This is a genomic window from Pseudonocardia charpentierae, from assembly GCF_031845345.1.
Lineage (GTDB): Bacteria > Actinomycetota > Actinomycetes > Mycobacteriales > Pseudonocardiaceae > Pseudonocardia > Pseudonocardia charpentierae.
The window spans coordinates 124,452-146,946 of sequence record NZ_JAVREJ010000001.1 but is presented as its reverse complement, the minus strand read 5'-3'; the positions used below and the strand labels follow the sequence as shown (position 1 = coordinate 146,946).

Sequence of the window (22,495 nt, the reverse complement as noted above, 5' to 3'; positions counted from 1 at the left end):
GGAAGCCCCCGTCTCATGCTGCCCCGCCCGCCACCACGAAGCGGACCCATCCGCCGGGTTCCAGCAGCGCCGGCGGGTCGCGGTTCGGCTCCCACAGCTGGACGTCGGTCGATCCGATGAGTTGCCAGCCCCCCGGCGACGGCCGCGGGTAGACGCCGCTGAACTCCCCGGCCAACCCGACGGCGCCGGCCGGCACCGTGGTGCGTGGCTCGTCGCGGCGCGACACCCGCAGCCGCTCGTCGCCCCCGGTCAGGTAAGCGAAGCCCGGGGCGAACCCGCCGAACGCGATCCGCCACGGGGTCCCGGTGTGTGCGGCGACCACGTCGTCCTCGGAGAGCCCGGTGAGCCGCGCGACCTCGGCGAGATCCGGCCCGTCGTAGGTCACCGGGATCTCGACGGTGCCGCCCTCCGGCGCGGACGACGGGTCGACGGGCAGCGCCAGGACGGTTCTGCGCAGCGCGGCGAGATCGGTGCCGGGCGTGACCGTGACCAGCACTGTCCGAGCGGCGGGCACCACATCGAGCATCCCGGTCGGCCGCGCTTCGCGCACCGCCGCGGCCAGCGCGAGCACCTCCGGCAGCCCGTCGACCTCGACGAGCAGCGCCGCGTCGCCGAACGGCAGCACCTTCACACGAACGCCCGCACCGAGACGCCGGCCCGGGTCAGCCCGTCGCGCACGGCCTGCGCCATCTCGACGGCGCCGGGCGAGTCGCCGTGGACGCACGCCGATTCGGCCTCGACGGCGACGTCGCTCCCGTCGATCGCCGTCACGACACCCTCGTCGAGCAGCCGGAGCACGCGCGCCGTGACCTCGTCCGGATCGTGCAACACGGCCCCCGGCTCCCGACGCGGCACCAACGTCCCGGAAGGGGTGTAGCCGCGGTCGACGAAGAACTCCCGCACGGTCCGCAGCCCCGCCTTCTCCGCCGCGCGCAGGAACGCCGATCCCGGCAGGCCGAGCACCGGAAGCTCGGCCGAGTAGTCCCGGACCGCGGCCACGACCGCCGCGGCCTGCTCCTCGTGATGGACGATCGCGTTGTACAGCGCGCCGTGCGGCTTGACGTACCGGACCGCCGTCCCGGCCACCCGGCACATCCCGTCGAGCGCACCGATCTGGTAGACGACGTCGTCGGCCAGCTCGTTCGGCGCCACGTCGACGAAGCGCCTGCCGAAGCCGGCGAGGTCGCGGTAGCCCACCTGCGCGCCGACCACGACGCTGTGCTCCACAGCTCCCACGCACGTCCGCCGCAGCGTCGTCGGGTCGCCCGCGTGGAACCCGCACGCGACGTTCGCCGACGTGACGAGCGCCAGCATCGCCTCGTCGTCGCCGAGCTCCCAGCGGCCGAACGACTCGCCGAGGTCGGAGTTGAGGTCGAGTGTGGTCACCGGTGCACCGGCTCGTCATGCAGGTCCGTCCGGGCGGTCTCGGGCGCGAGCTTGAGCGCGATCAGCGTGAGCACCATCATGGCCGCCAGGTACACCGACACCGCGTAGGCGCTGCCGAACGCGCTAACCAGGGCGATCGACACGATCGGGGCGATCGCGCCGCCGAGGATTCCGGCAATCTGGTAGCCCATCGACGCGCCGCTGTAGCGCAGCTCGGTGGAGAACATCTCGGCGATGAACGCGGCCTGCGGTCCGTACATGATCGCGTGGGTGACCAGCGCGACGACGGTGGCCAGCACGATGAGGACGGTCGACTTCGTGGACAGCAGCGGGAAGAACGCGAAGCCCCACACGGCCGCGCTCGCGGCGCCGATCGCGTAGATCGGGCGGCGCCCGTAGCGGTCCGACAGCGCGCCGAACAGCGGAATGAGCGCCACCTGGAACACCGAGCCGATGAGCACGGCGTTGAGCCCGACCTGGCGCGGCAGGCCGAGGTTCGTGGTGAGGAACGTGAGGATGTACAGCGTGAAGGTGTAGAAGGCGACGTCCGTGCCGATCCGGGCGAACATCGCGACGAACAGCCCGCGCGGGTGGCGCTTGATCACCTCGAGAAGGGGCATCTTGGCCTTCTCGCCGGACTGCTCGACCTCCGCGAACAGTGGGCTCTCCGCGATGGTCGTCCTGATCCAGAGCCCGACCAGCACGAGCGCGCCGGACAGCAGGAACGCGACGCGCCAGCCCCACGACAGGAAGGCCTCGTCCGACAGGACGAGGTTCAGCACGGCCAGCACGCCGGCGGCGAGCAGGTTGCCGACCGGCACGCCGACCTGCGGCCAGCTCGCGTTGAGCCCGCGCTTGTCCGGGGCGCCGTGCTCGAGCGCCATGAGCACGGCGCCGCCCCACTCGCCGCCCAGGCCGAGGCCCTGCACGAAGCGCAGCGCCACCAACAGGATCGGCGCCCAGATGCCGATCGTGGCGTACGTCGGCAGGAGGCCGATGAGGAACGTCGCGCCACCCATGATCAGCAGGGTGACCACGAGGACCGTCTTGCGGCCGTTCCGGTCGCCGAAGTGCCCGAAGACGATGCCGCCCAGCGGGCGGGCTACGAACCCCACGGCGGCGGTGGCGAACGCCAGCAGCGTGCCGACCGCGGGGTCGAAGCCCGGGAAGAAGAGCTGGTTGAACACCAGCGCGGCCGCCGTGCCGTAGAGGAAGAAGTCGTACCACTCCAGTGACGTGCCGATCAGGCTCGCCACGATGACCTTGCGTGGAGTGCTCGGCAGCTTCGTGGGCGGGTCGGTCAGGTCGTCGCGCTCGGTCATCGCGCTCTCCTGTGCTCGGGTACCGGTCCGGCGAGCGTAGGGATTGTTCAACAATCCTGCAATCCTGCAATCCTGCGAACGTGAAGTCCGCGTTACGGCAGGCGAGCGGGAGTACCCCCTACGGTTGATGTCATGACAGCGCTCGACCCCGCCGTCGACTCGCTCGCCCGGGCCCGGCGCCAGTTCGCGTGGACCTCGACGGCCGAGCGCGTCGCCGACGCGGTGCGCGAGGAGGTCGTCGAGGGTCGGCTGCTGCCCGGCGCCCGGCTACCGGAGCAGCGGCTGTGCACGGCGCTCGGCGTCTCGCGCAACACGGTGCGCGAGGCGATGAGCCAGCTCGTGGCCGAGCGGGTGCTGATGCGGGAGCCGCACCGCGGGGTGTTCGTGGCGCGTCCGGACCGGGAGGCCGTCCGCGACGTCTACCGGGCGCGGCGGCTCATCGAGCCCGCGGCGGTCCGGGCGGGCGAGGCGGCCGACGACACCCGGGTCGCCGCCGTGCGACGGGCGGTCGACGAGGGCCGGGACGCGGCCGAGAACGGCCGGTGGGACGACCTCGCGAGCGCGAACCAGCACTTCCACCGGGCCCTCGTCGCGCTCGCCGGCAGCCCTCGGCTGGACCAGCAGATGGCGCTCCTGCTGGCCGAGATGCGGCTGGTCTTCCACCGGATGCCGGGCGTCCGCGAGTTCCACGAGCCCTACCTCACCCAGAACGCCCGGATCTGCGCGCTGCTCGAGGCGGGGGAGCGCGACGCGGCGGCGGACGCGGTGGCGGAGTACCTGCGCGCGGCGGAGGAGCACCTGCTGCGCGACTACCCGAGCTGACGGAACCGGCGAACGGCGCCGCCCGGGAGTGCAGCATGGTGGCTTTGCTGCACTCCGACCGCAGCAAAGCCACCATGCTGACGTCCTCGCGCCCACCGCGAGCCGTCGTTCAGCCCGTGTTCCGCAACCCCGCCGCGATCCCGTTCACCGTCTGCAGCAGTGCGCGGTTGAGGTCGCCGTCCGCCTCCGCCACCTTCCGCCGCTGCGCCAGGAGCTCGACCTGCAGGTGGTGCAGGGGCTCCAGGTACCCCGCGCGCACCGACAGCGTGTTGCGCAGCACCGGGTGCCGGGCCAGCAGCGTCGTCGTGCCGAGCAGGCGCAGGACCTCGCGGACGGTCATCTCGTGCTCGGCCTTGATCAGTTCGAAGATCGGCTGCAGGCCGGGCTCCACCAGGTTGCAGACGTAGAACTCGGCGATCCGCAGGTCTGTCTTCGCCAGCGTCATCTCGACGTTGCCGAGCAGGTTCGCGAAGAACGCCCACTCCCGCATCTCGTCGAGGACCGGCCCGTACCCGGCCTCGCGCGCGGCCCGCAGGCCGCTGCCCAGGCCGAACCACCCCGGCACGACCATGCGGGTCTGCGTCCACCCGAACACCCACGGGATCGCCCGCAGGTCGTCCAGCGTCGGCGCCGACGTGCCGGGCCGCTTCGACGGCCGCGAGCCCACGTTGAGCCGGCCGAGCTCGTCGACCGGCGTCGCGGCGGCGAAGAAGTCGGGCAGGCCCGGGTCGTCGACGAGCCGGCGGTAGGCGGTGCGGGCGTGGTCGCTGACGCAGTCCATGGCCTCGTCGAACCGGGCCAGCGTCGGCGGGTCCAGCCGCGAGGAGGTGTGCATCAGCGTGGCGTCGAGCGTCGAGGAGAGCAGGATCTCCAGGTTGTCGTGCGCGAGCGCGGGCAGCGAGTACTTGTCGCTGATCGTCTCGCCCTGCTCGGTGAGCTTCATGGTGGCGTCGACCGTGCCGTACGGGGTCGCCATGACCGCCTCGCCCGCCGGGCCGCCGCCGCGCCCGACCGACCCGCCGCGCCCGTGGAACAGCCGCAGGCGCACGCCGTGCTTGGCCGCGACGTCGCGCAGCTGCCGCTGCGCCCGCTGGATCTGCCACTGCGATGTGGTGATGCCGGCGAGCTTGTTCGAGTCGGAGTAGCCCAGCATGATCTCCTGGAGGTCACCACGGTTGGTCACCTGCCGGCGGTAGCCCGGCACCGACAGCAGCTCGTCGAGCAGCGCGCCGGCCTGCGACAGCTCCTCCACGGTCTCGAACAGCGGCACGAGATCGACCGACGACCGCGGGTTCTGCTTGAGCTCGACCATGTACGACTCGCGGGCCAGCACGGTCACGGCGAGCAGGTCGTCGACGCCCTGGCACATCGACACGATGTAGGTGCTGCAGACCTCCGTACCGAACTGGTGCTGCACCTCGTGCAGCATGTCGAAGATCGCCAGCACGTCCGTCGCCTCGTCCGGCAGCCCGTAGTGGCGGCGGACCAGCGGACGGCCCTGCTCCAGCTCGTGGGCCAGCAGCTCGGTCCGCTCCGCGCGAGTCAGCTCGGCGTACGGCTTGTCCAGCTCGCCGAGGGCGTCGTAGATCGCGCCGAGGGCGGCGTGGTGCTTCGCGCTGTGCTCGCGGATGTCGAGCTCGGCCAGGTGCAGCCCGAACGACTTCGCGGCGCGCCGCGTGCGGGCCAGCGTGCCGTCGGCGATGCGGTCGCCCAGGTGCGCGCGCAGGGAGCGGTCGATCACCTCCAGGTCGGCGACGTACTCCCGCGCGCCGAGGTAGTCGCGCCCGGCGACGTGCGGAGCGCCTTCCCGGATCCGCGCGCGGTTGTTTTCCAGGCGGGCGCGGACGTAGGAGAGCTTGAGCCGGTAGGGCTCGTTCTGGTTCAGGCGGATGTAGCGGTCGTAGACCTCGGGGAACCCCCGCCGGTCGCGCGCCAGCGAACCGCGCAGCTCCTCGGAGACGCCGACCACCCGCGTCGAGATCGACAGCTCGTCGACGAGTCGCTCGACGAGCTGCAGGTGGATGCGCAGCGCGCGGTCCGCGTTGAGTGCGACGACCTCACGGGTGACGTCGGGGGTGACGAACGGGTTACCGTCGCGGTCGCCGCCCACCCACGAACCCAGCACCACCGGGTGGGAGTCGTCGGGGACGGTGAAGCCGGCGGCGCGCACCTCCCGCTCGTACTCGCCGACCAGCTCGGGGACGGTCGTGCGGGCCAGCTGCTCCAGGTACCAGCCGATGGCGTTGGCCTCGTCGGCCACCGTCGGCTTGCCGGGGCGGATCTCGTCGGTCTGCCACAGCAGGTCGACCAGCGCGGCGACCTCCTCGTCGTCCGCGCCGCGGTCGAGCGCGTCGCCGACCCGGCGCAGCACCCGCAGCACCGACTGGCGTGACGACTCGGTCGGGTGCGCGGTGAAGACGGGCCGCAGCTCCAGCTTCTCCAGCGCGGCCTGCACCTCGGCCCGCGCCTCGCCGGGGAAGTCGTCGGCCAGGCGCTGCATGAGCATCCGGAGGGGACGTCGCTCCGGCGGGCGCAGCGTGCGCAGCTCGCGGGAGCGGTGCAGCTGCTCAGCGGTGTTCGCGAGCTGGAAGTACTGGGAGAAGGCGCGGGTCAGGGCGACCGCGGTGCCGGTGTCGAGGCCGGCGAGCAGGTGCGTGATCTCGGCGCCACCGCTCTCGGGCGCCTTCCGCGACAGCCGCCGGACCTCCTCGACCAGCTCCAACAGCTCGGGGCCGCCGTGGTGGGCCAGGGCCTGGCCGAGCATGGTCGACAGGCGCCGGATGTCGGCCCGCAGCGACTGGTGCTCCGACTCCGAGACGACGCCGGCGGACGCGGCGACGGAGTCGGGCGACGAGGACGGGCCCGACGACGGGCGTAGCAGGGCAGGCTCGCTCACGATCGAACTCCTCGGTGCGGCGGCGTGGTGGGGCCGCTCGCTCCGGTGGGAGAGGCCGTTCACGGCCATGGTGCCTCCGCGCGGACGGCCGACGCCACTGCTGGGGTGGCATGTCACGCACGAACGCACACGGCGCCTCGAACCCGAAGGAGCGCTCCGTAACGAGCGCACAACCAGGGCGTAACTGCGATCGCCAACGCTGGAACGCGATGAGCGCCCCGACCGACACGCACTGTCCGTACTGCTCCCTGCAGTGCGGCATCACGCTCACCCCGAAACCCGACGGCACGCTCTCCCTCGTCGGGCGTGCGGACTTCCCGGTCAACCGCGGAGGGCTGTGCATCAAGGGGGCGACGGCCACCGAGCTGCTCGACCATCCCGAGCGCCTCACCGCACCGCTCGTCCGCGACTCGCGGGATGACCCGTTCCGACAGGCGACGTGGGACGAGGCGCTGGACCGGATCGCCGCGGCGGTCACCGCCACCCAGGAGCGATACGGCCGCGACGCCGTCGGGGCGTTCGGCGGCGGCGGGCTGACCAATGAGAAGGCCTACCAGTTCGGCAAGTTCGTCCGTGTCGCGCTGCGCAGCCGCAACATCGACTACAACGGCCGGTTCTGCATGTCGTCGGCCGTCGCCGCCGGCACCCGGGCGTTCGGGATGGACCGCGGCCTGCCGTTCCCGTTCGACGACATCCCGAAGGCCGACGTGCTCGTGCTCGTCGGGAGCAATCCCGCCGACACGATGCCGCCCGCGATGCGCTTCCTGGAGGAGGGTCGCGAACGCGGCGCCCGCCACATCGTGATCGATCCCCGGCGCACCGCGACGGCGGAGCTCGCCCACACGCACCTGCAGCCGGTGCCGAACACCGACCTCTCGCTGGCCAACGGCCTGCTGCACATCGCGATCCGGGAGAACCTGGTCGATGAGGAGTACATCGCCACCCGCACCAACGGTTTCGACGCCGTGCGCCGGGCCGTGCGCTCGTACTGGCCGGACCGCGTCGAGCGGGTCACCGGCATCGCGGTCCCGGACCTGTACGAACTGGTCCGGGCGATGGCCGCCGCGCCGACCGCGATGATCCTCACCGCCCGCGGCGTCGAGCAGCACGCCGACGGCACGGACACCGCACAGGCCTGGATCAACCTCGCGCTGGCACTCGGCCTGCCCGGCAGCGGCCCGGGCAACGGCTGGGGGACGATCACCGGCCAGGGCAACGGGCAGGGTGGCCGCGAGCACGGCCAGAAGGCCGACCAGCTCCCCGGCTACCGCCAGCTCACCAACCCGGCGCACCGGGCGCACGTCGCGGGCGTATGGGGCGTCGACCCGGACGAGCTGCCCGGCCCGGGAGTCTCCGCCTACGAGCTGCTCGACCGGATGGGCACGGACGCGGGCGTGCGTGCGCTGCTGGTCAGCGCGTCGAACCCGGTCGTGAGCGCGCCCAATGCGCGCCACGTCGAGGAGCGGTTCGCGGCGCTGGACTTCCTCGCCGTCACCGACATCTTCCTCTCCGAGACCGCTCGGCTGGCCGACGTCGTGCTGCCGACCACGCAGTGGGCCGAGGAATCCGGGACCATGACCAACCCCGAGGGGCGGGTGCTGCTGCGGCGCAAGGCCGTCGAGCCGCCCCCCGGGGTGCGCAGCGACCTGGGCATCTGGCGGGGGATCGCGGACCGGCTCGGCCGGGGGCAGTTCTTTCCGACCGAGCCCGAGGAGGTCTTCACCGAGCTGCGCAGGGCGAGCGCGGGCGGGATCGCCGACTACGCCGGGATCACCTACCAGCGGCTGGCCGCCGGAGAAGAGCTGTTCTGGCCGTGCCCTGCCGAGGACCACCCGGGAACCTCGCACGTGTTCACCGAGCGCTTCGCCACGCCGGACGGGCGGGCCAACTTCCTGCCGGTGCGGCCCCGGCTCGCCGCCGAGCTGCCCGACGAGGCGCACCCGTACCTGCTGACGACCGGCCGCGCGCGCTCGCACTACCAGTCGGGCACCCAGACCCGGCGGAGCCCGACGCTCGCCGCGGCCGTCCCACGCCCCTACGTCGAGCTGCACCCGGAGCTGGCCCGCTCGCTCGGGATCTCCGACGGCGACCCCGTGCGGCTGTCCACCCCGCGTGGGAGTGCGGTGCTCGACGCCCGCCTCGATCCGGGCAGCCGGCGCGACACCGTGTTCGTCCCGTTCCACTGGGGCGGTGCCGCCTGCGTCAACGCGCTGACCAGCGACGCGCTCGACCCGACGTCGCGGATGCCGGAGTTCAAGACGTGCCCCGTCGCCGTCGAGAAGGCCGCGATCGATCCCGAAGAGAAGAACGGTGCGGTGGTCCGCCCGGCCGTCGCACGCACCTGATTCCCCGCCACATTCCCCACCACGAGGAGACACCGATGCACAGCACGCCCCGCTTCCTGCAGGGGATCTTCCCGTTCGAGGGACAGGGGGTGGACAAGCCCGCCCCCTTGCATAAGGCGCTGACCTACACCGTGCCGATGGGCGTCACCACCCAGCCGCTCTACTTCCGCGGCGGCAACAGCACGGACGAGCTGATCACCGTGGTACTCGTCCGCGACGGCGCCCCGATGCGCTACTTCCCGATCGGGGCGCGGGCCGGCACCCACGTCGCGCTCGCCGTGGTCGAGGACCTCGACGACGACACCGTGCTCGAGCTGCACGTCGCGGCGCGCGAGGGTCTGACGGGGACCGTCGTCGTCGACCTCGGGCTGGTCGAGGTCTAGACGATGGCGACCCCGGAGAAGCTCCACCTCGTCGTCATCGGGAACGGCATGGCCGGTGCGCGCGCCGTCGAGGAGATCCTGGAGCGTGGCGGCGACACGCAGTTCCGGATCACGATGTTCGGCGACGAGCCGTACGGCAACTACAACCGGATCATGCTCAGCCACGTGCTGGCAGGCGACGACGCTGTGCGGGACTCCAATCTGGAAGAGATCTACCTCAACCCACTCGACTGGTACGCCGAGAACGACATCACCCTGCATGCCGGCGTGCGCGTCGTCCGGGTCGACCGGTTCTCGAAGAAGGTCTACGGCAACGACGGCACGATCGAGTCGTACGACAAGCTGATCATCGCGACGGGCAGCCGCACCTTCTACCCGCCGATGGACGGCATGTGGGTCGACGACAAGACGCTCACGCCGGGGGTCTTCGGGTTCCGCACGCTCGACGACACCACCGCGATGCTCGACTACGCCGCGGAACGGCGCACTGCCGTCGTCGTCGGTGGCGGCCTGCTCGGGCTGGAGGCGGCCTACGGGCTGATGCAGCACGGGCACGACGTGCACGTGGTGCAGTCCGGGCCGATCCTCATGAACCAGCAGCTCGACGAGGAGGCGGGCGCGATCCTGCGCGTGGTCCTCGAGCGGATGGGCATGACGGTCCACACGGGCAAGCGGACCACCGCGATCAGGGCGCACGGCGGCGGCGTGAGCGCGGTGGTGTTCAAGGACGGCAGCGCGATCGACTGCGACATGGTCGTCCTCACCGCCGGCATCCGGCCGAACGTCGGCCTCGGCGTCGTCTCCGGGCTGACCGTCGAGCGCGCGATCGTCACCGACGACCAGATGCGCTCGGTGGACGACCCCGACATCTACGCCGTCGGCGAGTGCGCCCAGCACCGCGGCGAGGTCTACGGCCTGGTCGCGCCGCTGTGGGAGCAGGCCGTCGTGCTCGCCGACCACGTCACGGGCGTGAACCCGAAGGCCGCCTACCACGGGTCGCGGATCGCGACGAAGCTCAAGGTGGCCGGGGTCGACGTGGCGGCGATGGGCGTCAAGGGCCCCGAGAAGCCGGACGACGAGTGGGTCCGGTTCGCCGAGCCCAAGCACGGCGTCTACAAGTCGGTGGTCATCCGCGACGGCAAGCTGATCGGCGCGATGCTGCTCGGCGACGTCAAGAAGGTCGCGTTCCTGACCCAGAGCTTCGACCGCGGACTGCCGCTGCCCGAGGAGCGCGTCGAGCTCCTGTTCGAGCTCGCCGGGCCGTCCGAGGAGCAGGGCGCGGCCGAGATGGACGACTCGGTGCAGGTCTGCAACTGCAACGGCGTCTCCAAGGGCGACCTGGTCGCGTGCGTGCGCGGCGGGGAGCACACCGTGTCGGGCTGCATGGCGGCCACCCGGGCGGGCAAGGGCTGCGGGGCGTGCAAGCCGCTGGTCAAGGACGTCGTCGAGTGGGCGGTCACGGAGAGCGGCGGCGAGCTCGGGGTCGACGAGAGTGCCAACTGGTACGTCCCGGCGATCCCCATGGACAAGCCCACGCTGATCGCGGCGATCAAGGAGCAGAACCTGCGGTCGGTGTCCGCGGTGCTGGCGGCGCTGGCGCCCGAGGGCGAGGACGCGGGGTCGAAGATGCCGCTGACGTCGCTGCTGCGGGTGGTCTGGAACGGCGACTTCGTCAGCGAGAGCGACGCGAAGTTCATCAACGACCGCGTGCACGCCAACATCCAGCGCGACGGCACGTTCTCGGTGGTGCCGCAGATCAAGGGCGGGGTCACGGACTCGGCGCAGCTGCGCCGGATCGCCGACGTCGCCGACAAGTACGACGTCCCGATGATCAAGATCACCGGCGGGCAGCGGATCGACCTGCTGGGCGTGCGCAAGGAGGACCTGCCCGACGTCTGGGCGGACCTTGACATGCCGTCGGGCTACGCGTACGGCAAGTCGTTCCGCACGGTCAAGACCTGCGTCGGCACCGACTTCTGCCGCTTCGGCCTCGGCGACTCCACGGATCTCGGGATCAAGCTGGAGCAGCGCTACCAGGGGCTGGAGAGCCCGGCGAAGATGAAGCTCGCCGTCGCCGGGTGCCCGCGTAACTGCTCGGAGGCGCTGGTCAAGGACGTCGGCGTGGTCGCGGTCGGAGAGGACCGGTGGGACCTGCTGATCGGCGGTGCCGCGGGGGCGTCGGTCCGGCGAGGCGACGTGCTGGCCACCGTCGACGGCCACGACGAGGTGGTCCGGCTGGCCGGAGTCTTCATGCAGTACTACCGCGAGAACGGCAAGTGGCTCGAGCGCACGTACGACTTCGTGCCGCGGGTCGGGCTCGACGAGCTCAAGGCGATCCTGGTCGACGACCGCGACGGCATCGTCGCCGGCCTGGAGGAGCGGATCCAGGAGTCGATCGACGCCTACCGCGACCCGTGGCAGGACGGGCGCGAGCCGTCGGGGCCGGGGCAGTTCGCGAACAACCTGCCGCTGATCCCGCTGCCGATCGTGCCGGTGCGACGGGCGCCCGACGGGAGCCTGCTGGCGTCGTCGGCAGGCCGCGGCCCGGCGTCGAGCGGGCCGTTCGCGAGCGGACACGGGACCGTGTCGGACTACGAGGGGGCGCAGGCATGACCACAGTGTCTTCTTCGGAGATCACGAGCTATGCCATCGCCCCGAGCGGCGACCTGCCCGTGGGCGGCTCGCGCGCCTATGCGGTGGGCGACGCGATGGTGGCGGTGTTCCGGCTGCGGTCGGGTGAGCTGCGGGCGGTCGACGCCGTCTGCCCGCACTCCGGCGGCCCGCTGGCCGACGGGCAGTTCGATGCGAAGAAGGTCATCTGCCCCCTGCACAACTACTTCTTCTCGCTCATGGACGGCACGTGCCTGAACGGCGACTACGCCGTGCGCACGTACGCGGTGCGCGAGGAGGGCGGCGCGATCGTCGTCGACGCGTAGCGGCCGAAATGAGCGAACGCGGCGTCTGGTAGGTCAGACCTACCCGACGCCGCGTTCGCTCGGTGGGGATGGGCGCCGACCGGGGTCCCGATCCGGCGCCGCCTGATCAGGAGGGGCCCTTGAAGCCCTGCCGGGCGGAGTTGTCGTCGATCCCGACGAGCTGCTTGTAGCCCGGGCCCTTGACGTTGTCGTTCGTGACGGTCGCGCCGCTGGCGCGCTTCTGCAGTGCGATCGCCTTGTTGCCGCTGCCCGCGAAGTTGTTGTTGGAGAACGTCACGTTCTGGATGTCCTGAAGCGCGACCGTCTGGGCCGGGGCGTGGCACTCGAAGTAGTTGCCGGAGACCGTCCAGTTCGCGCTCTGGCCCACCCCGTTGCCCTCGCCGTCGCCGTCGTCGTCGTGCGGGCCCTCGGCCATCAGGCACTGGCGGAACTGCGAGCTCGCGCACTTGTTGTTCAGGATCTTGATGTTCGAGCTGGCCGACTCGGAGTCCGAGGTGTAGGTCTGCATGCAGTCCGTGTGCGGCGAGCCGCCCTTGCCCGGGTTCGCCCAGATGTCGTGCGAGTAGTTGTGCTGGATGGTGATGTTGTTGCCGAAGAAGCGCATCGCGTCGACGTCGTCGCTGCCGATGTTGACCGACGAGATGTCGTTGTCCTGCACGGTGATGTTGCTGCCCGAGACGTAGATCCCGTGGTCCTGCGCGCCCTTGGAGACGAATCCCTCGAGCACGATGTTGTTGCCGCGGGCGGTGATCCCGGGAACGGTCGCCGTACCCATTCCTGAGTAGACGATCGGCGCCCCCGGCGTGCCGCCCCCACGGATGTTGAGCCGGCTGGTGAGCGCACCGGTGAAGCACACCGTGTCGCCTGCCTTCGCCGCGGGAACATTGGCGCCGCTGGCCTTGACCGTGCACTTCGACGACACCGGCCGCTTGCCCAACACGCCCGAGTCCTTGGCCGGGGCGGCGGCCGCCGCGGGGGGGCCGGCTGCGGTGGGCCCGGCCGGGGCCGGCGCCGCCGTCGCACCGCCGTTCGGGTTGTCGATCACGAACGAGGTGGTGGCCGACTGGGTCCCGGCCTTCACCGTGGCAGTCGCCGGCCCGGTGCAGGTCGGCGTGATCGCGAACTGCGCGAGCAGGGCGTCCGCGGTGGCGAGCATCGAGCTGCGCCCGGTGCATCCGCCCATCGTCACGGTGAAGTCGACGTTGGACTGCCGGGCGAAGCCCGTCGCCAGGAGCGAGACGGAGGAGGCGCTCCGCTCGGAGACCACCACGGCCGGCGCGGCCGGGACCGCGGGAGCGGGTGGAACCGCCGGAACTGCGGCAGGGGCCGGAACCGCTGCGGGCGCCGGGACCGCCGGTGCGGCCGGAACCGGGACGCGGGGGATGGCAGGGATGGCCGCGGCGGGAGCAGCCGCGAGGCCGAGCAGCGCGAGGACACTCGCCGCTGTGGTGAGGAGCTGCGCAGTGCGCCGCACCCTCTGATGTCTCACGTTCGCCATGACGCTCCTGGGTTGCTGCTTCGATGGCGATCGTAGCCAAGGTGTTATGTGCGTCATCCCCGAATGCGAGGGATGCCCCGGATCGTGCGACCCCGCGCCGTTCGTCGACACAACCGGTCCTGTCGGCGCCCGCGGGCGATCACGGCTTTGACGCCGCAATCCGCGTCGCGGTAATTGCCGCAGCCGCCTGTCCCCGAAAGTGCACGAGCCCCCCGTTCCGGTGAGTGCCCGGATCGCACCCTGCTGCAACGGGGGTCTCGTCGATCTGGTTGCTTTCGTTACCGCCGCGCTGCTGCGGACGGTCGGCGTTCAGCGGTCGATGACGCCGTCCGGGACCGCCGTTCTCCCGCTCACGCGACGGGCGGTGGTGGCTCCGCGGCACCCGTCATGATCGCCACCGCCTCCGACATCGAGTGCGACTGCGGAGTGATCACCGTCGCCCGCTTGCCGAGGCGCTGGATGTGGATCCGGTCGGCGATCTCGAACACGTGCGGCATGTTGTGGCTGATCAAGATCACGGGCAGCCCGCGGTCACGCACGTCGCGGATGAGCTGGAGCACCCGGTTGCCCTCCTTGACGCCCAGCGCCGCGGTCGGCTCGTCGAGGATCACGACCTTGCTCCCGAAGGCCGCCGACCGGGCCACCGCCACGCCCTGTCGCTGCCCGCCGGACAGGCTCTCCACCGCCTGGCCGATGTTCTGCAGCGTGGCGATGCCCAGCTCGCTCATGTACCGCTTGGCCTCGTCGCGCATGTGCTTGCGGTCGAGCATGCGGAAGACCGAGCCGAGGATGCCGGGCTTGCGCACCTCCCGGCCCAGGAACAGGTTGTCCGCGATGTCCAGGCCCGGTGCGACGGCGAGGGTCTGGTAGACGGTCTCGATGCCGGCCGTGCGGGCGTCCATCGGACTCCGGAAGTTGACCTGCTTGCCCTCCAGGAAGATCTCGCCCTCGTCCGGGACGAGCGCCCCGGACAGGGCCTTGATCAGGCTGGACTTGCCGGCCCCGTTGTCGCCGATGACCGCCAGGATCTCCCCGGGGTAGAGCTCCAGGTCGCTGCCGGCGATGGCCGTGACCGGGCCGTACCGCTTGGTGAGGCCCTTCGCCTGCAGCACCGGTGTGGGGCGGTCGGCGCCGGAGTGGTCGGGGGCGGCGTGGCGGGCCGCGGGCTCGGTCGCGGTCATACCTTCACCTTCCGGATCCACTGGTCGATCGAGACGGCGACGAGCACGAGCAGGCCGATCGCGAAGCCCTGCCAGACGACGTCGACGCCGCCGAGCTGCAGGCCGTTGCGGAAGACGCCGACGATGAGCGCGCCGACCAGCGTGCCGAGCACCAGGCCGCGGCCGCCGAAGAGGCTCGTGCCGCCCAGCACCACGGCGGTGATGGAGTCGAGGTTGTACTCGACGCCGACGTTCGGGCTGGCGGACGCGAGCCGGCCCATCAGCACCCAGGCGCCGATGCCGTAGATCAACCCGGCGACGGTGTAGACCGAGAGCAGCACGCGGTCCGTCCGGATGCCGGCGAGGCGGGCGGCCTCGATGTCGTCGCCGGTCGCGTAGACGTGCTTGCCCCAGGCGGTGCGGCTGAGCGCGTAGAAGAAGAACGCGAACAGCAGCAGCATGATGATCGAGCCGTAGGTGATCCGGAAGCCGCCGACGCCGAAGGTGTTCCCCGTCCACGTCATGATGTCGGGCATGTCCGAGCCGCGGACGGTCTCGCTCTTGCTGACCACCGAGTTCAGCGAGAAGAAGATGCTCAACGTGCCGAGCGTGACGATGAACGGCGGGAGCTTCATGCGCGTCACGAGCAGCCCGTTGAGCAGGCCCATCGCCGTGCCGAAGGCGAAGCCGAGCAGCAGGGCGACCGGACCGGGCAGGCCGGCCTTGGTCGCCAGGTTCGCCATGATGATCGACGAGAACACCGCGATCGCGCCCGCGGAGAGGTCGATGCCCGCCGTGAGGATCACCAGTGTCTGGCCCAGCGCCAGTGTCGCGATCACCGTGACCTGGGCGAGCACGAGCCCGAGGTTCGCGACCGACAGGAACCGGCCGCTGACGAGCGAGAACGCGATGATCGCCAGCACCAGCACGGCGAGCGGGCCGAGGATCGGGTTGGCGTGCAGGACGTGCTGGATGCGCAGGCCGAGCGGCTCCGGCTTGCGGTCCGGGAAACCGGCGTCGGGCTCGCGGGGCGCCGTGGTCACCGCACCACCGGACTTGTCAGGGGCGGGGTCGTTCGCCATCGGGGACCTCCCGGTCCATGAAGAGGAGGAGCCCGGTCGGCGCGGTGCACGCGCCGGCCGGGCGCGAACCGTCAGCCCCAGCAGTTCTGCTGGCCGAAGGTGGTGTCCTGGGACTCGACCCCGGTCTGCGGTGCGTCGGTGATCAGGTTGACCCCGGTGTCGGTGAAGGTCTTTCCGGCGGTCGCCTCCGGCTTGGTGCCGTCCTTGGCGAACTGCGCGACGGCGGCGACGCCCTCCTGCGCCATCTTCAGCGGGTACTGCTGGGACGTCGCGCCGATCTGACCGGCCTTGACCGCAGCCACGCCGGGGCAGCCGCCGTCGATCGAGACGATCGTGACGTCGTTCTGCTTGCCTGCGGCCTCGAGCGCGGCGTACGCGCCGGACGCGGCCGGCTCGTTGATCGTGTAGACGAGGTTGATCGACGAGTCCTTCTGCAGGAGGTTCTCCATCGCGGTGCGGCCGCCCTCCTCCGCGCCGTCGGTCACGTCGCGGCCGACGATCTGCGGGTCGGCGATGTCGGTGATCACATCTCTGTCGGGCACGTTGATGCCGAAGCCGGTGAGGAAGCCGTTGTGCCGCTGGACGTCGACGGAGACGCCGTTCGGGCTCAGGTCCAGCAGCGCGATCTTGGCCTGCTTGCCCTCGGCCGCGAACTTCGCCTTGGCCCACTGCCCGATGAGGTTGCCGGCCTGGAAGTTGTCGGTCGCGAACGTGGCGTCGGCGGCGTCCGCCGGGTCGACCGGCGTGTCGAGCGCGATGACGAGCATGCCGGCCTGCTTGGCCTTGTCCAGCGACGGGACGATCGCCTTGGAGTCGTTCGCCGTGATCATGAAGCCCTTGGCGCCCGCGGAGATCAGGTTCTCGATCGCCTGGACCTGGGCCTCGTTGTCGCCGTCCTGCTTGCCCGCGAACGACTGCAGCGTGACGCCCGCCTGCTGGGCGGCCTGCGTCGCGCCGTCCTTCATCTTCACGAAGAACGGGTTGGTGTCGGTCTTGGTGATCAGGCCGACGATCACCTCGTCGCCGGACGCGCTCCCACTGGCACCCGATCCGCTCGATCCGGTAGACCCGCCGCCACCGCACGCGGCGAGCACGAGGGAGGCCGTGAGGCCGGTCGCGATCAGGGCGGCACGGCGGCCGCCGGGGGAGATGGGGTTCCTCACTGGTGGGACCTCTCGTCCTCGTCGACGATGGACAACGTTGTCGGCGAAGCGTGAGGCACGCCACACTGTCGGGCAAGCGCGGATCCGGGCAGGCGGAATCACGGTTCCGTCACGATCACCCGGTTCTCGGCGGGACCGGAGCGGGGGCAGCGTGGGCGACGGCAGGCGGCCGACGATGCGCGACGTCGCCGCCCGGGCCGGGGTCAGCCTCAAGACGGTGTCGCGGGTGGTCAACGATGAGGCCGGGGTCTCGCCCGCGTTGATCGGGCGCGTCCGGCAGGCGGTCGACGAGCTGGGCTTCCACCCGAACGTGGGTGCCCGTGTGCTGCGCCGCGGCGACACCCGCACGGCGTCGATCGGGCTGCTCCTCGACGACGTCGCCGACCCGTTCTGCGCGACGGTGCTGCGTGCGGTGCAGGACGTCGCCGTGGCGCGCGGGGTGGTCGTGCTCTCGGCCAGCGTCGACGGCGACGCCGGGCGCGAGCGGGCACTGGCGGCGGCGTTCTCCGCCCGCCGGACCGACGGGCTGATCCTCGTGCCCGCCGCCGACGACCAGTCGTACCTCGGCTCCGAGGTGGCCTCGGGCACCGCGGTCGTGTGCGTGGGCCGGGTGCCCGGGCGGCTCGACGTCGACGCCGTGGTGGCGACCGACGCGGCCGGCGCGGCGTCCGCGGTCCGGCACCTCGCAGCGGCCGGCCACACCCGGATCGCCTTCCTCGGCGACCGGGCCGCGCCGAGCGCTCGCCTCGCCGGTTACCGGGCCGGGCTCGAGGCGGCCGGGATCGTCCCGGACCCGGCGCTCGTCGTCGGCGGTCTCCCGGACGCGGGGCACGCCGAGCGGGCAGTGAGCGCGCTGTTCCGCACGGCCACCCCGCCGACGGCGCTGTTCACCGCGCGGGACGCGGTGACCGTCACCGCGCTGCGGGCGCTGCACCGGCTCGGGTTGCAGCGGCTGGTCGCGCTGGTGGGGTTCGGCGACTTCGACACCGCGGACCTGCTGTCGCCCGGCGTGACGGTCGTGGCGCAGGACGCCCGACGGATCGGCACCCGGGCCGCGGACCTGCTGTTCGCCCGGATGACAGGCCACGCCGGACCTCCGGCGATCTACCCGGTGCCGACGGTCCTGGTCCCGCGCGGCTCGGGGGAGCTCTCGCCGCGGTGACCCTCCGGGGCGGTCTCCCGCATGAGCCGGGCGATCTCCTTCCGGTCCACATCCGACGGGAAGCCCCACGCGGGGTCGTAGCCGTACACCTCGTGCAGCGGCGTCGCCTCCGACTGGCCCGTCAGGATCTCCACCGACGAGCACCCGATCAGGCCGGGATGCTCGACGCCCGTGGCCTCGGCCAGCTTGAGCAGGTCGCGGCGCAGCGTGCGGATGTAGTTGGCGCAGCGCACCGACTTGAGCGCGGGATCCAGCCCGTGCGCGAGCCAGGGGTTCTGCGTCGCCACGCCCGTCGGGCAGGTGTCGGCGTGGCACTTCTGCGCCTGGACGCACCCGACGGCGAGCATCGCCTCGCGGCCCACGTTGACCAGGTCCGCGCCGAGCGCGAAGGCGACCACGGCGTTGTCGGGCAACCCGAGCTTGCCCGAGCCGGCGAATATTACGCGTTCGTGCAGCCCGGCCTCGGCGAAGATCCGGTAGACGCGGCTGAAGCCCAGGCGGAACGGCATGCTCACCGAGTCGGCGAAGACCAGCGGCGCCGCGCCGGTGCCGCCCTCGCCGCCGTCGATCGTCACCAGGTCCACCCCGCGGCCCGTGTCGGCCATCAGCCGGACCAGCTCGTGCCAGAACGACAGGTCGCCGACGGCCGACTTGATCCCGACCGGCAGCCCGGTCTCGGCCGCCAGCATCTCGACCCAGTCGAGCATGCCGTCGACGTCGGAGAACTCCGCGTGCCGCGACGGGCTCACGCAGTCGGCCCCCTGCGGCACCCCGCGCGTCGCGGCGATCTCGGCCGAGACCTTGACCCCGGGCAGTACCCCGCCGAGCCCGGGCTTGGCCCCCTGGCTGAGCTTGACCTCCAGCGCACGCACCGGAGCCGACGCCACCGTGTCCTTGAAGCGGGCGAGGTCGAACCGGCCGTTCTCGTCGCGACAGCCGAAGTAGCCGCTGCCGACCTGGTAGACCAGCCCGCCACCGCTGCGGTGGTACGGCGAGATGCTTCCCTCGCCGGTGTTCTGCAGGCAGCTCGCGAGGGCGGCGCCGCGGTTGAGCGCGGTGACGGCGTTGGCCGACAGCGCCCCGAAGCTCATCCCGGAGATGTTGACCACCGAGTCCGGCCGGAACGCGTGCTGCCGCCCCCGCGCGGCGCCAAGCACCTTCGCGCACGGCAGCCACGCCTGCTCGCCGCTGTGGCTCGCCGTCGGCGGGACCGCCGGGCCGAAGGTCCGGTGCTTGATGATCACGTAGCCGGGGGTGTGCTCGATGTCGTTGTCGGTGCCGAAACCGAAGTTGTTGTTCTCGAGCTTCGACGACGCGTAGACCCAGCGGCGCTGGTCGCGGCTGAACGGTCGTTCCTCGTCGTTGCCGGCGACGATGTACTGGCGCAGCTCCGGGCCGATCCGCTCGATCAGGTAGCGGGCGTGCCCCACCACGGGGAAGTTGCGCAGGATCGCGTGCCGGCGCTGGAGCAGGTCGTGCGCGGCGACCGACGCCACGGCCGCCGCCGCTCCGAGGGACGCCCTCGTCCATCTCATGGCGCGAGTATGCGCTCACGCTTCTCAGGCTGCTCTTGGCCGACCGTCGATACCCTCGACACGTGTCCGGCGCCCTCGGCTGGCTGCGTGCCCGGCTGGGCGTGCGGGCGGTCACCTCGCTCGCGGCCGCCGTCTCGGTGGCCGTGGTGCTGCTGCTCGCCGGTGCCGCGCTCGTCCTGCTCACCGACCGGTTGCTGCGCAGCTCCCTGGAGGAGACGGCGACGGAGCAGGCCGAGGTCGTGGCCCAACGTGTCGCGGCGAACTTCGAGGACGACGTCAAGAAGAACGCCGTCGACGCCACCGCGCAGCGCAGCGACCTGGTACAGGTGGTCCGCGACTACGGGGAGGACGGCGACCGCGACATCGAGGTCCTCGGCGCGTCGAACCCGCTGTGGACGATGAAGCCGATGGCCTCGGTCCTGCCGGAGCCGGGCGACACCGAGGTCGTCGGGAGCGTGTGGGTGACCCACCGCGACGGGATCAAGGAGACCGATCCCGAGACGACCGAGCAGGTCATGGTCGTCGCCTACGGCACGTCCGTGAAGGGCCGCGACCTCGCCGTCTATGCCGCACAATCGCTCGGCGACGTGCACGAGGCCGTCACGACCGTCTTCCACCTGGTGCTCATCGGGATCCCGCTGCTGGTGCTGATCACCGGCATCGTCACCTACCTCGCCGCGGGGCGGGCGCTGCGGCCGGTCGAGGCCATCCGCGCCCGGGTGGCCACCACCCGGGATCCCTCCGTGCGGGTCCCGGTGCCCGCGGCCCGCGACGAGGTCGGCCGCCTGGCCGAGACGATGAACGCCATGCTCGCCCGGCTGCAGGCGGGGCAGGCCGTGCAGCGGCGCTTCGTCGCGGACGCGAGCCACGAGCTGCGCAGCCCGCTCGCGACGATCGCCACCGGCCTGGAGTTGCTGTCGCGCGACAGTGCCAGGCCGGCCGCCGACCGCGACACGGTCACCGCCCTGCGGGGCGAGGCCGAGCGGCTGGGCCGGTTGGTCGACGCCCTGCTGCTGCTGGCCCGCGCCGACGAGAGCGGGTTGCGGCCCCGCTTCGAGGACGTCGACCTCGACGAGGTGGCCGAGGCGGAACGCCTGCGGCCCGCAGGGCGGATCGTCCCCCGGATCGAGGCGGCACACGTGCGCGTGGTCGGCGACCGGGGGCAGCTGGCCCAGGTCGTGCGCAACCTCGTCGACAACGCCTGCCGGCACGCCCGCTCCACCGTCGTGGTCTCGGTGCGGCGCTCCGGCGGGCACGCGGAGCTCGACGTCGCCGACGACGGGCCGGGCGTGCCGCCGGACGAGCGGGCGCGCGTGTTCGAGCGGTTCGTCCGCCTCGACGACGCCCGTGCGCGGGCGGACGGCGGCGCCGGGCTGGGGCTCGCCATCGTCGCGGAGGTCGTCGCCGCACACGGCGGGACCGTGGACGTCGTCGGCAGCCCGATGGGCGGTGCCCTGTTCCGGGTGCGGCTGCCGCTGCCCCCCGACGAGGTCGCCGTCGAGGAGGAGGTCGTGGTGCCGGACGTGGCTGAATCCGCCGCCCCGGCCTCGCGCGCCCCGCGACCGAGCTCGCTGCCGCGCACGGCGCCGGGCTGAATGCGCCGGCTACGCCGGAGTCGGGTCCGCCATCCGGTAGCCGACGCCGCGCAGCGTCTCGATGCTGGCCGTCCCGAACGGCGCGTCGATCTTGCGACGCAGGTAGCCGACGTAGACCTCGACGACGTTCACCTCGCCCTCGTAGTGCGCGTCCCAGACCGCGCGCAGGATGTCGGTCTTGGTGACGACCTCGCCCGCGCGCCGCATCAGGTGCTCCAGCACGCCGAACTCCCGCGGGGTCAGCGTGATCTCGGTGTCGTCGCGGAACACCCGGTGCCGCGCGGGGTCCAGCCGCAGCGTCCCGACCTGCAGGACGGACGGACGCGCATCGCCCCGCCTGCGCAGCAGCGACCGCAGGCGGGCCAGCAGGACGACGAACGAGAAGGGCTTGACCAGGTAGTCGTCGGCGCCGAGGTCGAACGCGTCGGCCTCGTCGTACTCGCCGTCCTTGGCGGTGAGCATGAGGACCGGGGTCCAGTTGCCGGCCGCGCGCATCCGCTCCAGCACCCGGTAGCCCGAGAGCCCGGGCAGCATGATGTCGAGCACCACGACGTCGTGCCGGCCGCTGGACGCGGCCGCCAGCCCGGCGACCCCGTCGTGCGTCACCTGCACCGCGTAACCCTCGGCGGCGAGCCCGCGGCGCACCATCTCCGCGAGCGGCACCTCGTCCTCCACCAGCAGCACGTGCACATCCCGACGGTAGTGGCCGGTGTGGGCAGGCGCCCGCCCCGTACCCGGACGCGGTAGCGTCCGCGAGAGAAGAGAGAGGGCGGTGGCGACGTGGCCGGCTGGGACGACCTGGTCTCGTACGTGCGGTTGCGCTACGAGGTGATGCGCCAGGCCGAAGGTGAGCTGTGGTTCAACCTGCCCACCACCGGCGACCGGACGCAGCTCGTCGTCGTGCGCAAGGTGGTCGGCACGGACGACGAGCCGTGGGCGCAGATCGCCTCGCCGATCTGCAAGGTCGGCGACGCGCAGCTCGACGAGCTGCTCGGGCTCGCGTCGGAGGCGGTGGTCGGCGGGATCGTCGCGGTCGACGGGGTGACGATGTTCCGCCATTCGGTACCGCTCGACGCCGACGCGATCAAGGGGTTCGAGCGGTCGTTCCGGCTCGTCGTCGAGACGGCGGACCGGCTCGAGGAGCACGTCACCGGTGAGGACGTGCACTAGTAGTTCCACCTGTGAACCGGCGCCTCGCTCCGCTGCGGCG

The 22,495-nt window shown here is 71.9% G+C and carries 18 protein-coding genes; 8 read left to right on the top strand and 10 right to left on the bottom strand.

The genetic code is table 11. From position 1 onward, the window contains the following. Window positions 1-13 precede the first annotated feature (13 nt). From RM445_RS00720 to RM445_RS00710, 3 genes are read right to left on the bottom strand one after another with little or no spacing between them, the layout of a single operon-like run. Window positions 14-631, bottom strand: a complete 618-nt coding sequence (locus tag RM445_RS00720; RefSeq protein WP_311553944.1) for a 5-oxoprolinase subunit B family protein — start codon at window positions 629-631, stop codon at window positions 14-16. After that, window positions 628-1,386, bottom strand: coding sequence for a LamB/YcsF family protein (locus tag RM445_RS00715; RefSeq protein ID WP_311553943.1), 759 nt, complete (start codon window positions 1,384-1,386; stop codon window positions 628-630). Before RM445_RS00715 ends, RM445_RS00720 begins: the two co-directional genes overlap by 4 nt. Beyond that, window positions 1,383-2,708 (bottom strand): MFS transporter, encoded by a 1,326-nt coding sequence (locus RM445_RS00710; RefSeq protein WP_311553942.1) that lies wholly within the window; start codon window positions 2,706-2,708, stop codon window positions 1,383-1,385. Before RM445_RS00710 ends, RM445_RS00715 begins: the two co-directional genes overlap by 4 nt. A gap of 132 nt (window positions 2,709-2,840) precedes the next feature. Here RM445_RS00710 and RM445_RS00705 point away from each other — a divergent pair, with 132 nt between their 5' ends. Next, window positions 2,841-3,530, top strand: coding sequence for a GntR family transcriptional regulator (locus tag RM445_RS00705; protein ID WP_311553941.1), 690 nt, complete (start codon window positions 2,841-2,843; stop codon window positions 3,528-3,530). Between the two features lie 109 nt (window positions 3,531-3,639). On the opposite strand, the gene ppc is transcribed toward RM445_RS00705, so the two are convergent. Further along, complete coding sequence (gene ppc, locus RM445_RS00700) at window positions 3,640-6,426, bottom strand: phosphoenolpyruvate carboxylase (RefSeq protein ID WP_311553940.1); 2,787 nt, start codon at window positions 6,424-6,426, stop codon at window positions 3,640-3,642. Window positions 6,427-6,635: 209 nt separating this feature from the next. Between ppc and RM445_RS00695 the strand changes: the two genes are divergently transcribed. The 4 genes from RM445_RS00695 to RM445_RS00680 are packed head-to-tail and all read left to right on the top strand — an operon-like array spanning window position 6,636 to window position 12,090. Next, complete coding sequence (locus RM445_RS00695) at window positions 6,636-8,771, top strand: molybdopterin oxidoreductase family protein (protein ID WP_311553939.1); 2,136 nt, start codon at window positions 6,636-6,638, stop codon at window positions 8,769-8,771. Window positions 8,772-8,806: 35 nt separating this feature from the next. After that, entirely contained in the window at window positions 8,807-9,154 is a 348-nt protein-coding gene (locus tag RM445_RS00690; protein WP_311553938.1) for a molybdopterin oxidoreductase, read from the top strand. Between the two features lie 3 nt (window positions 9,155-9,157). After that, entirely contained in the window at window positions 9,158-11,767 is a 2,610-nt protein-coding gene (gene nirB / locus RM445_RS00685; RefSeq protein ID WP_311553937.1) for a nitrite reductase large subunit NirB, read from the top strand. Further along, window positions 11,764-12,090, top strand: coding sequence for a Rieske (2Fe-2S) protein (locus tag RM445_RS00680; RefSeq protein WP_311553936.1), 327 nt, complete (start codon window positions 11,764-11,766; stop codon window positions 12,088-12,090). Before nirB ends, RM445_RS00680 begins: the two co-directional genes overlap by 4 nt. 106 nt (window positions 12,091-12,196) lie before the next feature. Here the strand turns inward: RM445_RS00680 and RM445_RS00675 are convergent, their stop codons facing one another. The 4 genes from RM445_RS00675 to RM445_RS00660 all read right to left on the bottom strand — a co-directional run bounded on the left by RM445_RS00675 (window position 12,197) and on the right by RM445_RS00660 (window position 16,993). Further along, window positions 12,197-13,579 carry a right-handed parallel beta-helix repeat-containing protein gene (locus tag RM445_RS00675; RefSeq protein ID WP_311553935.1) on the bottom strand — a complete coding sequence of 461 codons (1,383 nt, stop codon included), beginning with the start codon at window positions 13,577-13,579 and terminating at the stop codon, window positions 12,197-12,199. Between the two features lie 359 nt (window positions 13,580-13,938). Continuing rightward, the gene (locus tag RM445_RS00670) at window positions 13,939-14,769 is read right to left on the bottom strand and encodes an ATP-binding cassette domain-containing protein (RefSeq protein WP_311553934.1); all 831 of its coding nucleotides are present in this window, start codon (window positions 14,767-14,769) and stop codon (window positions 13,939-13,941) included. Beyond that, window positions 14,766-15,830 carry an ABC transporter permease gene (locus tag RM445_RS00665; RefSeq protein ID WP_311553933.1) on the bottom strand — a complete coding sequence of 355 codons (1,065 nt, stop codon included), beginning with the start codon at window positions 15,828-15,830 and terminating at the stop codon, window positions 14,766-14,768. Before RM445_RS00665 ends, RM445_RS00670 begins: the two co-directional genes overlap by 4 nt. 71 nt (window positions 15,831-15,901) lie before the next feature. Then, window positions 15,902-16,993, bottom strand: a complete 1,092-nt coding sequence (locus RM445_RS00660) for a substrate-binding domain-containing protein (RefSeq protein WP_311553932.1) — start codon at window positions 16,991-16,993, stop codon at window positions 15,902-15,904. Between the two features lie 151 nt (window positions 16,994-17,144). On the opposite strand from RM445_RS00660, the gene RM445_RS00655 reads away from it, so the two are divergent. Continuing rightward, the gene (locus tag RM445_RS00655; protein WP_311553931.1) at window positions 17,145-18,155 is read left to right on the top strand and encodes a LacI family DNA-binding transcriptional regulator; all 1,011 of its coding nucleotides are present in this window, start codon (window positions 17,145-17,147) and stop codon (window positions 18,153-18,155) included. On the opposite strand, the gene RM445_RS00650 is transcribed toward RM445_RS00655, so the two are convergent. Further along, window positions 18,098-19,690 carry an FMN-binding glutamate synthase family protein gene (locus RM445_RS00650; protein WP_311553930.1) on the bottom strand — a complete coding sequence of 531 codons (1,593 nt, stop codon included), beginning with the start codon at window positions 19,688-19,690 and terminating at the stop codon, window positions 18,098-18,100. The genes RM445_RS00655 and RM445_RS00650 overlap by 58 nt on opposite strands. Window positions 19,691-20,088: 398 nt before the next feature. Here RM445_RS00650 and RM445_RS00645 point away from each other — a divergent pair, with 398 nt between their 5' ends. Further along, the gene (locus RM445_RS00645; protein WP_449619172.1) at window positions 20,089-21,285 is read left to right on the top strand and encodes a sensor histidine kinase; all 1,197 of its coding nucleotides are present in this window, start codon (window positions 20,089-20,091) and stop codon (window positions 21,283-21,285) included. A gap of 9 nt (window positions 21,286-21,294) precedes the next feature. On the opposite strand, the gene RM445_RS00640 is transcribed toward RM445_RS00645, so the two are convergent. Beyond that, window positions 21,295-21,975 carry a response regulator transcription factor gene (locus tag RM445_RS00640; protein ID WP_311553928.1) on the bottom strand — a complete coding sequence of 227 codons (681 nt, stop codon included), beginning with the start codon at window positions 21,973-21,975 and terminating at the stop codon, window positions 21,295-21,297. Window positions 21,976-22,065: 90 nt separating this feature from the next. Here RM445_RS00640 and RM445_RS00635 point away from each other — a divergent pair, with 90 nt between their 5' ends. Further along, on the top strand, window positions 22,066-22,455 hold the full coding sequence (locus RM445_RS00635; RefSeq protein WP_311553927.1) for a hypothetical protein: 390 nt from the start codon (window positions 22,066-22,068) through the stop codon (window positions 22,453-22,455). Window positions 22,456-22,495 lie beyond the last annotated feature (40 nt).

Excerpts from the sequence above, each read along its gene's own strand:
- RM445_RS00710 (WP_311553942.1), bottom strand. The coding sequence starts at position 2,708 with ATGACCGAGCGCGACGACCTGACCGACCCGCCCACGAAGCTGCCGAGC.
- RM445_RS00705 (WP_311553941.1), top strand. The coding sequence starts at position 2,841 with ATGACAGCGCTCGACCCCGCCGTCGACTCGCTCGCCCGGGCCCGGCGC.
- RM445_RS00695 (WP_311553939.1), top strand. The coding sequence starts at position 6,636 with ATGAGCGCCCCGACCGACACGCACTGTCCGTACTGCTCCCTGCAGTGC.
- RM445_RS00690 (WP_311553938.1), top strand. The coding sequence starts at position 8,807 with ATGCACAGCACGCCCCGCTTCCTGCAGGGGATCTTCCCGTTCGAGGGA.
- nirB (WP_311553937.1), top strand. The coding sequence starts at position 9,158 with ATGGCGACCCCGGAGAAGCTCCACCTCGTCGTCATCGGGAACGGCATG.
- RM445_RS00680 (WP_311553936.1), top strand. The coding sequence starts at position 11,764 with ATGACCACAGTGTCTTCTTCGGAGATCACGAGCTATGCCATCGCCCCG.
- RM445_RS00670 (WP_311553934.1), bottom strand. The coding sequence starts at position 14,769 with ATGACCGCGACCGAGCCCGCGGCCCGCCACGCCGCCCCCGACCACTCC.
- RM445_RS00665 (WP_311553933.1), bottom strand. The coding sequence starts at position 15,830 with ATGGCGAACGACCCCGCCCCTGACAAGTCCGGTGGTGCGGTGACCACG.
- RM445_RS00650 (WP_311553930.1), bottom strand. The coding sequence starts at position 19,690 with ATGAGATGGACGAGGGCGTCCCTCGGAGCGGCGGCGGCCGTGGCGTCG.
- RM445_RS00645 (WP_449619172.1), top strand. The coding sequence starts at position 20,089 with ATGAAGCCGATGGCCTCGGTCCTGCCGGAGCCGGGCGACACCGAGGTC.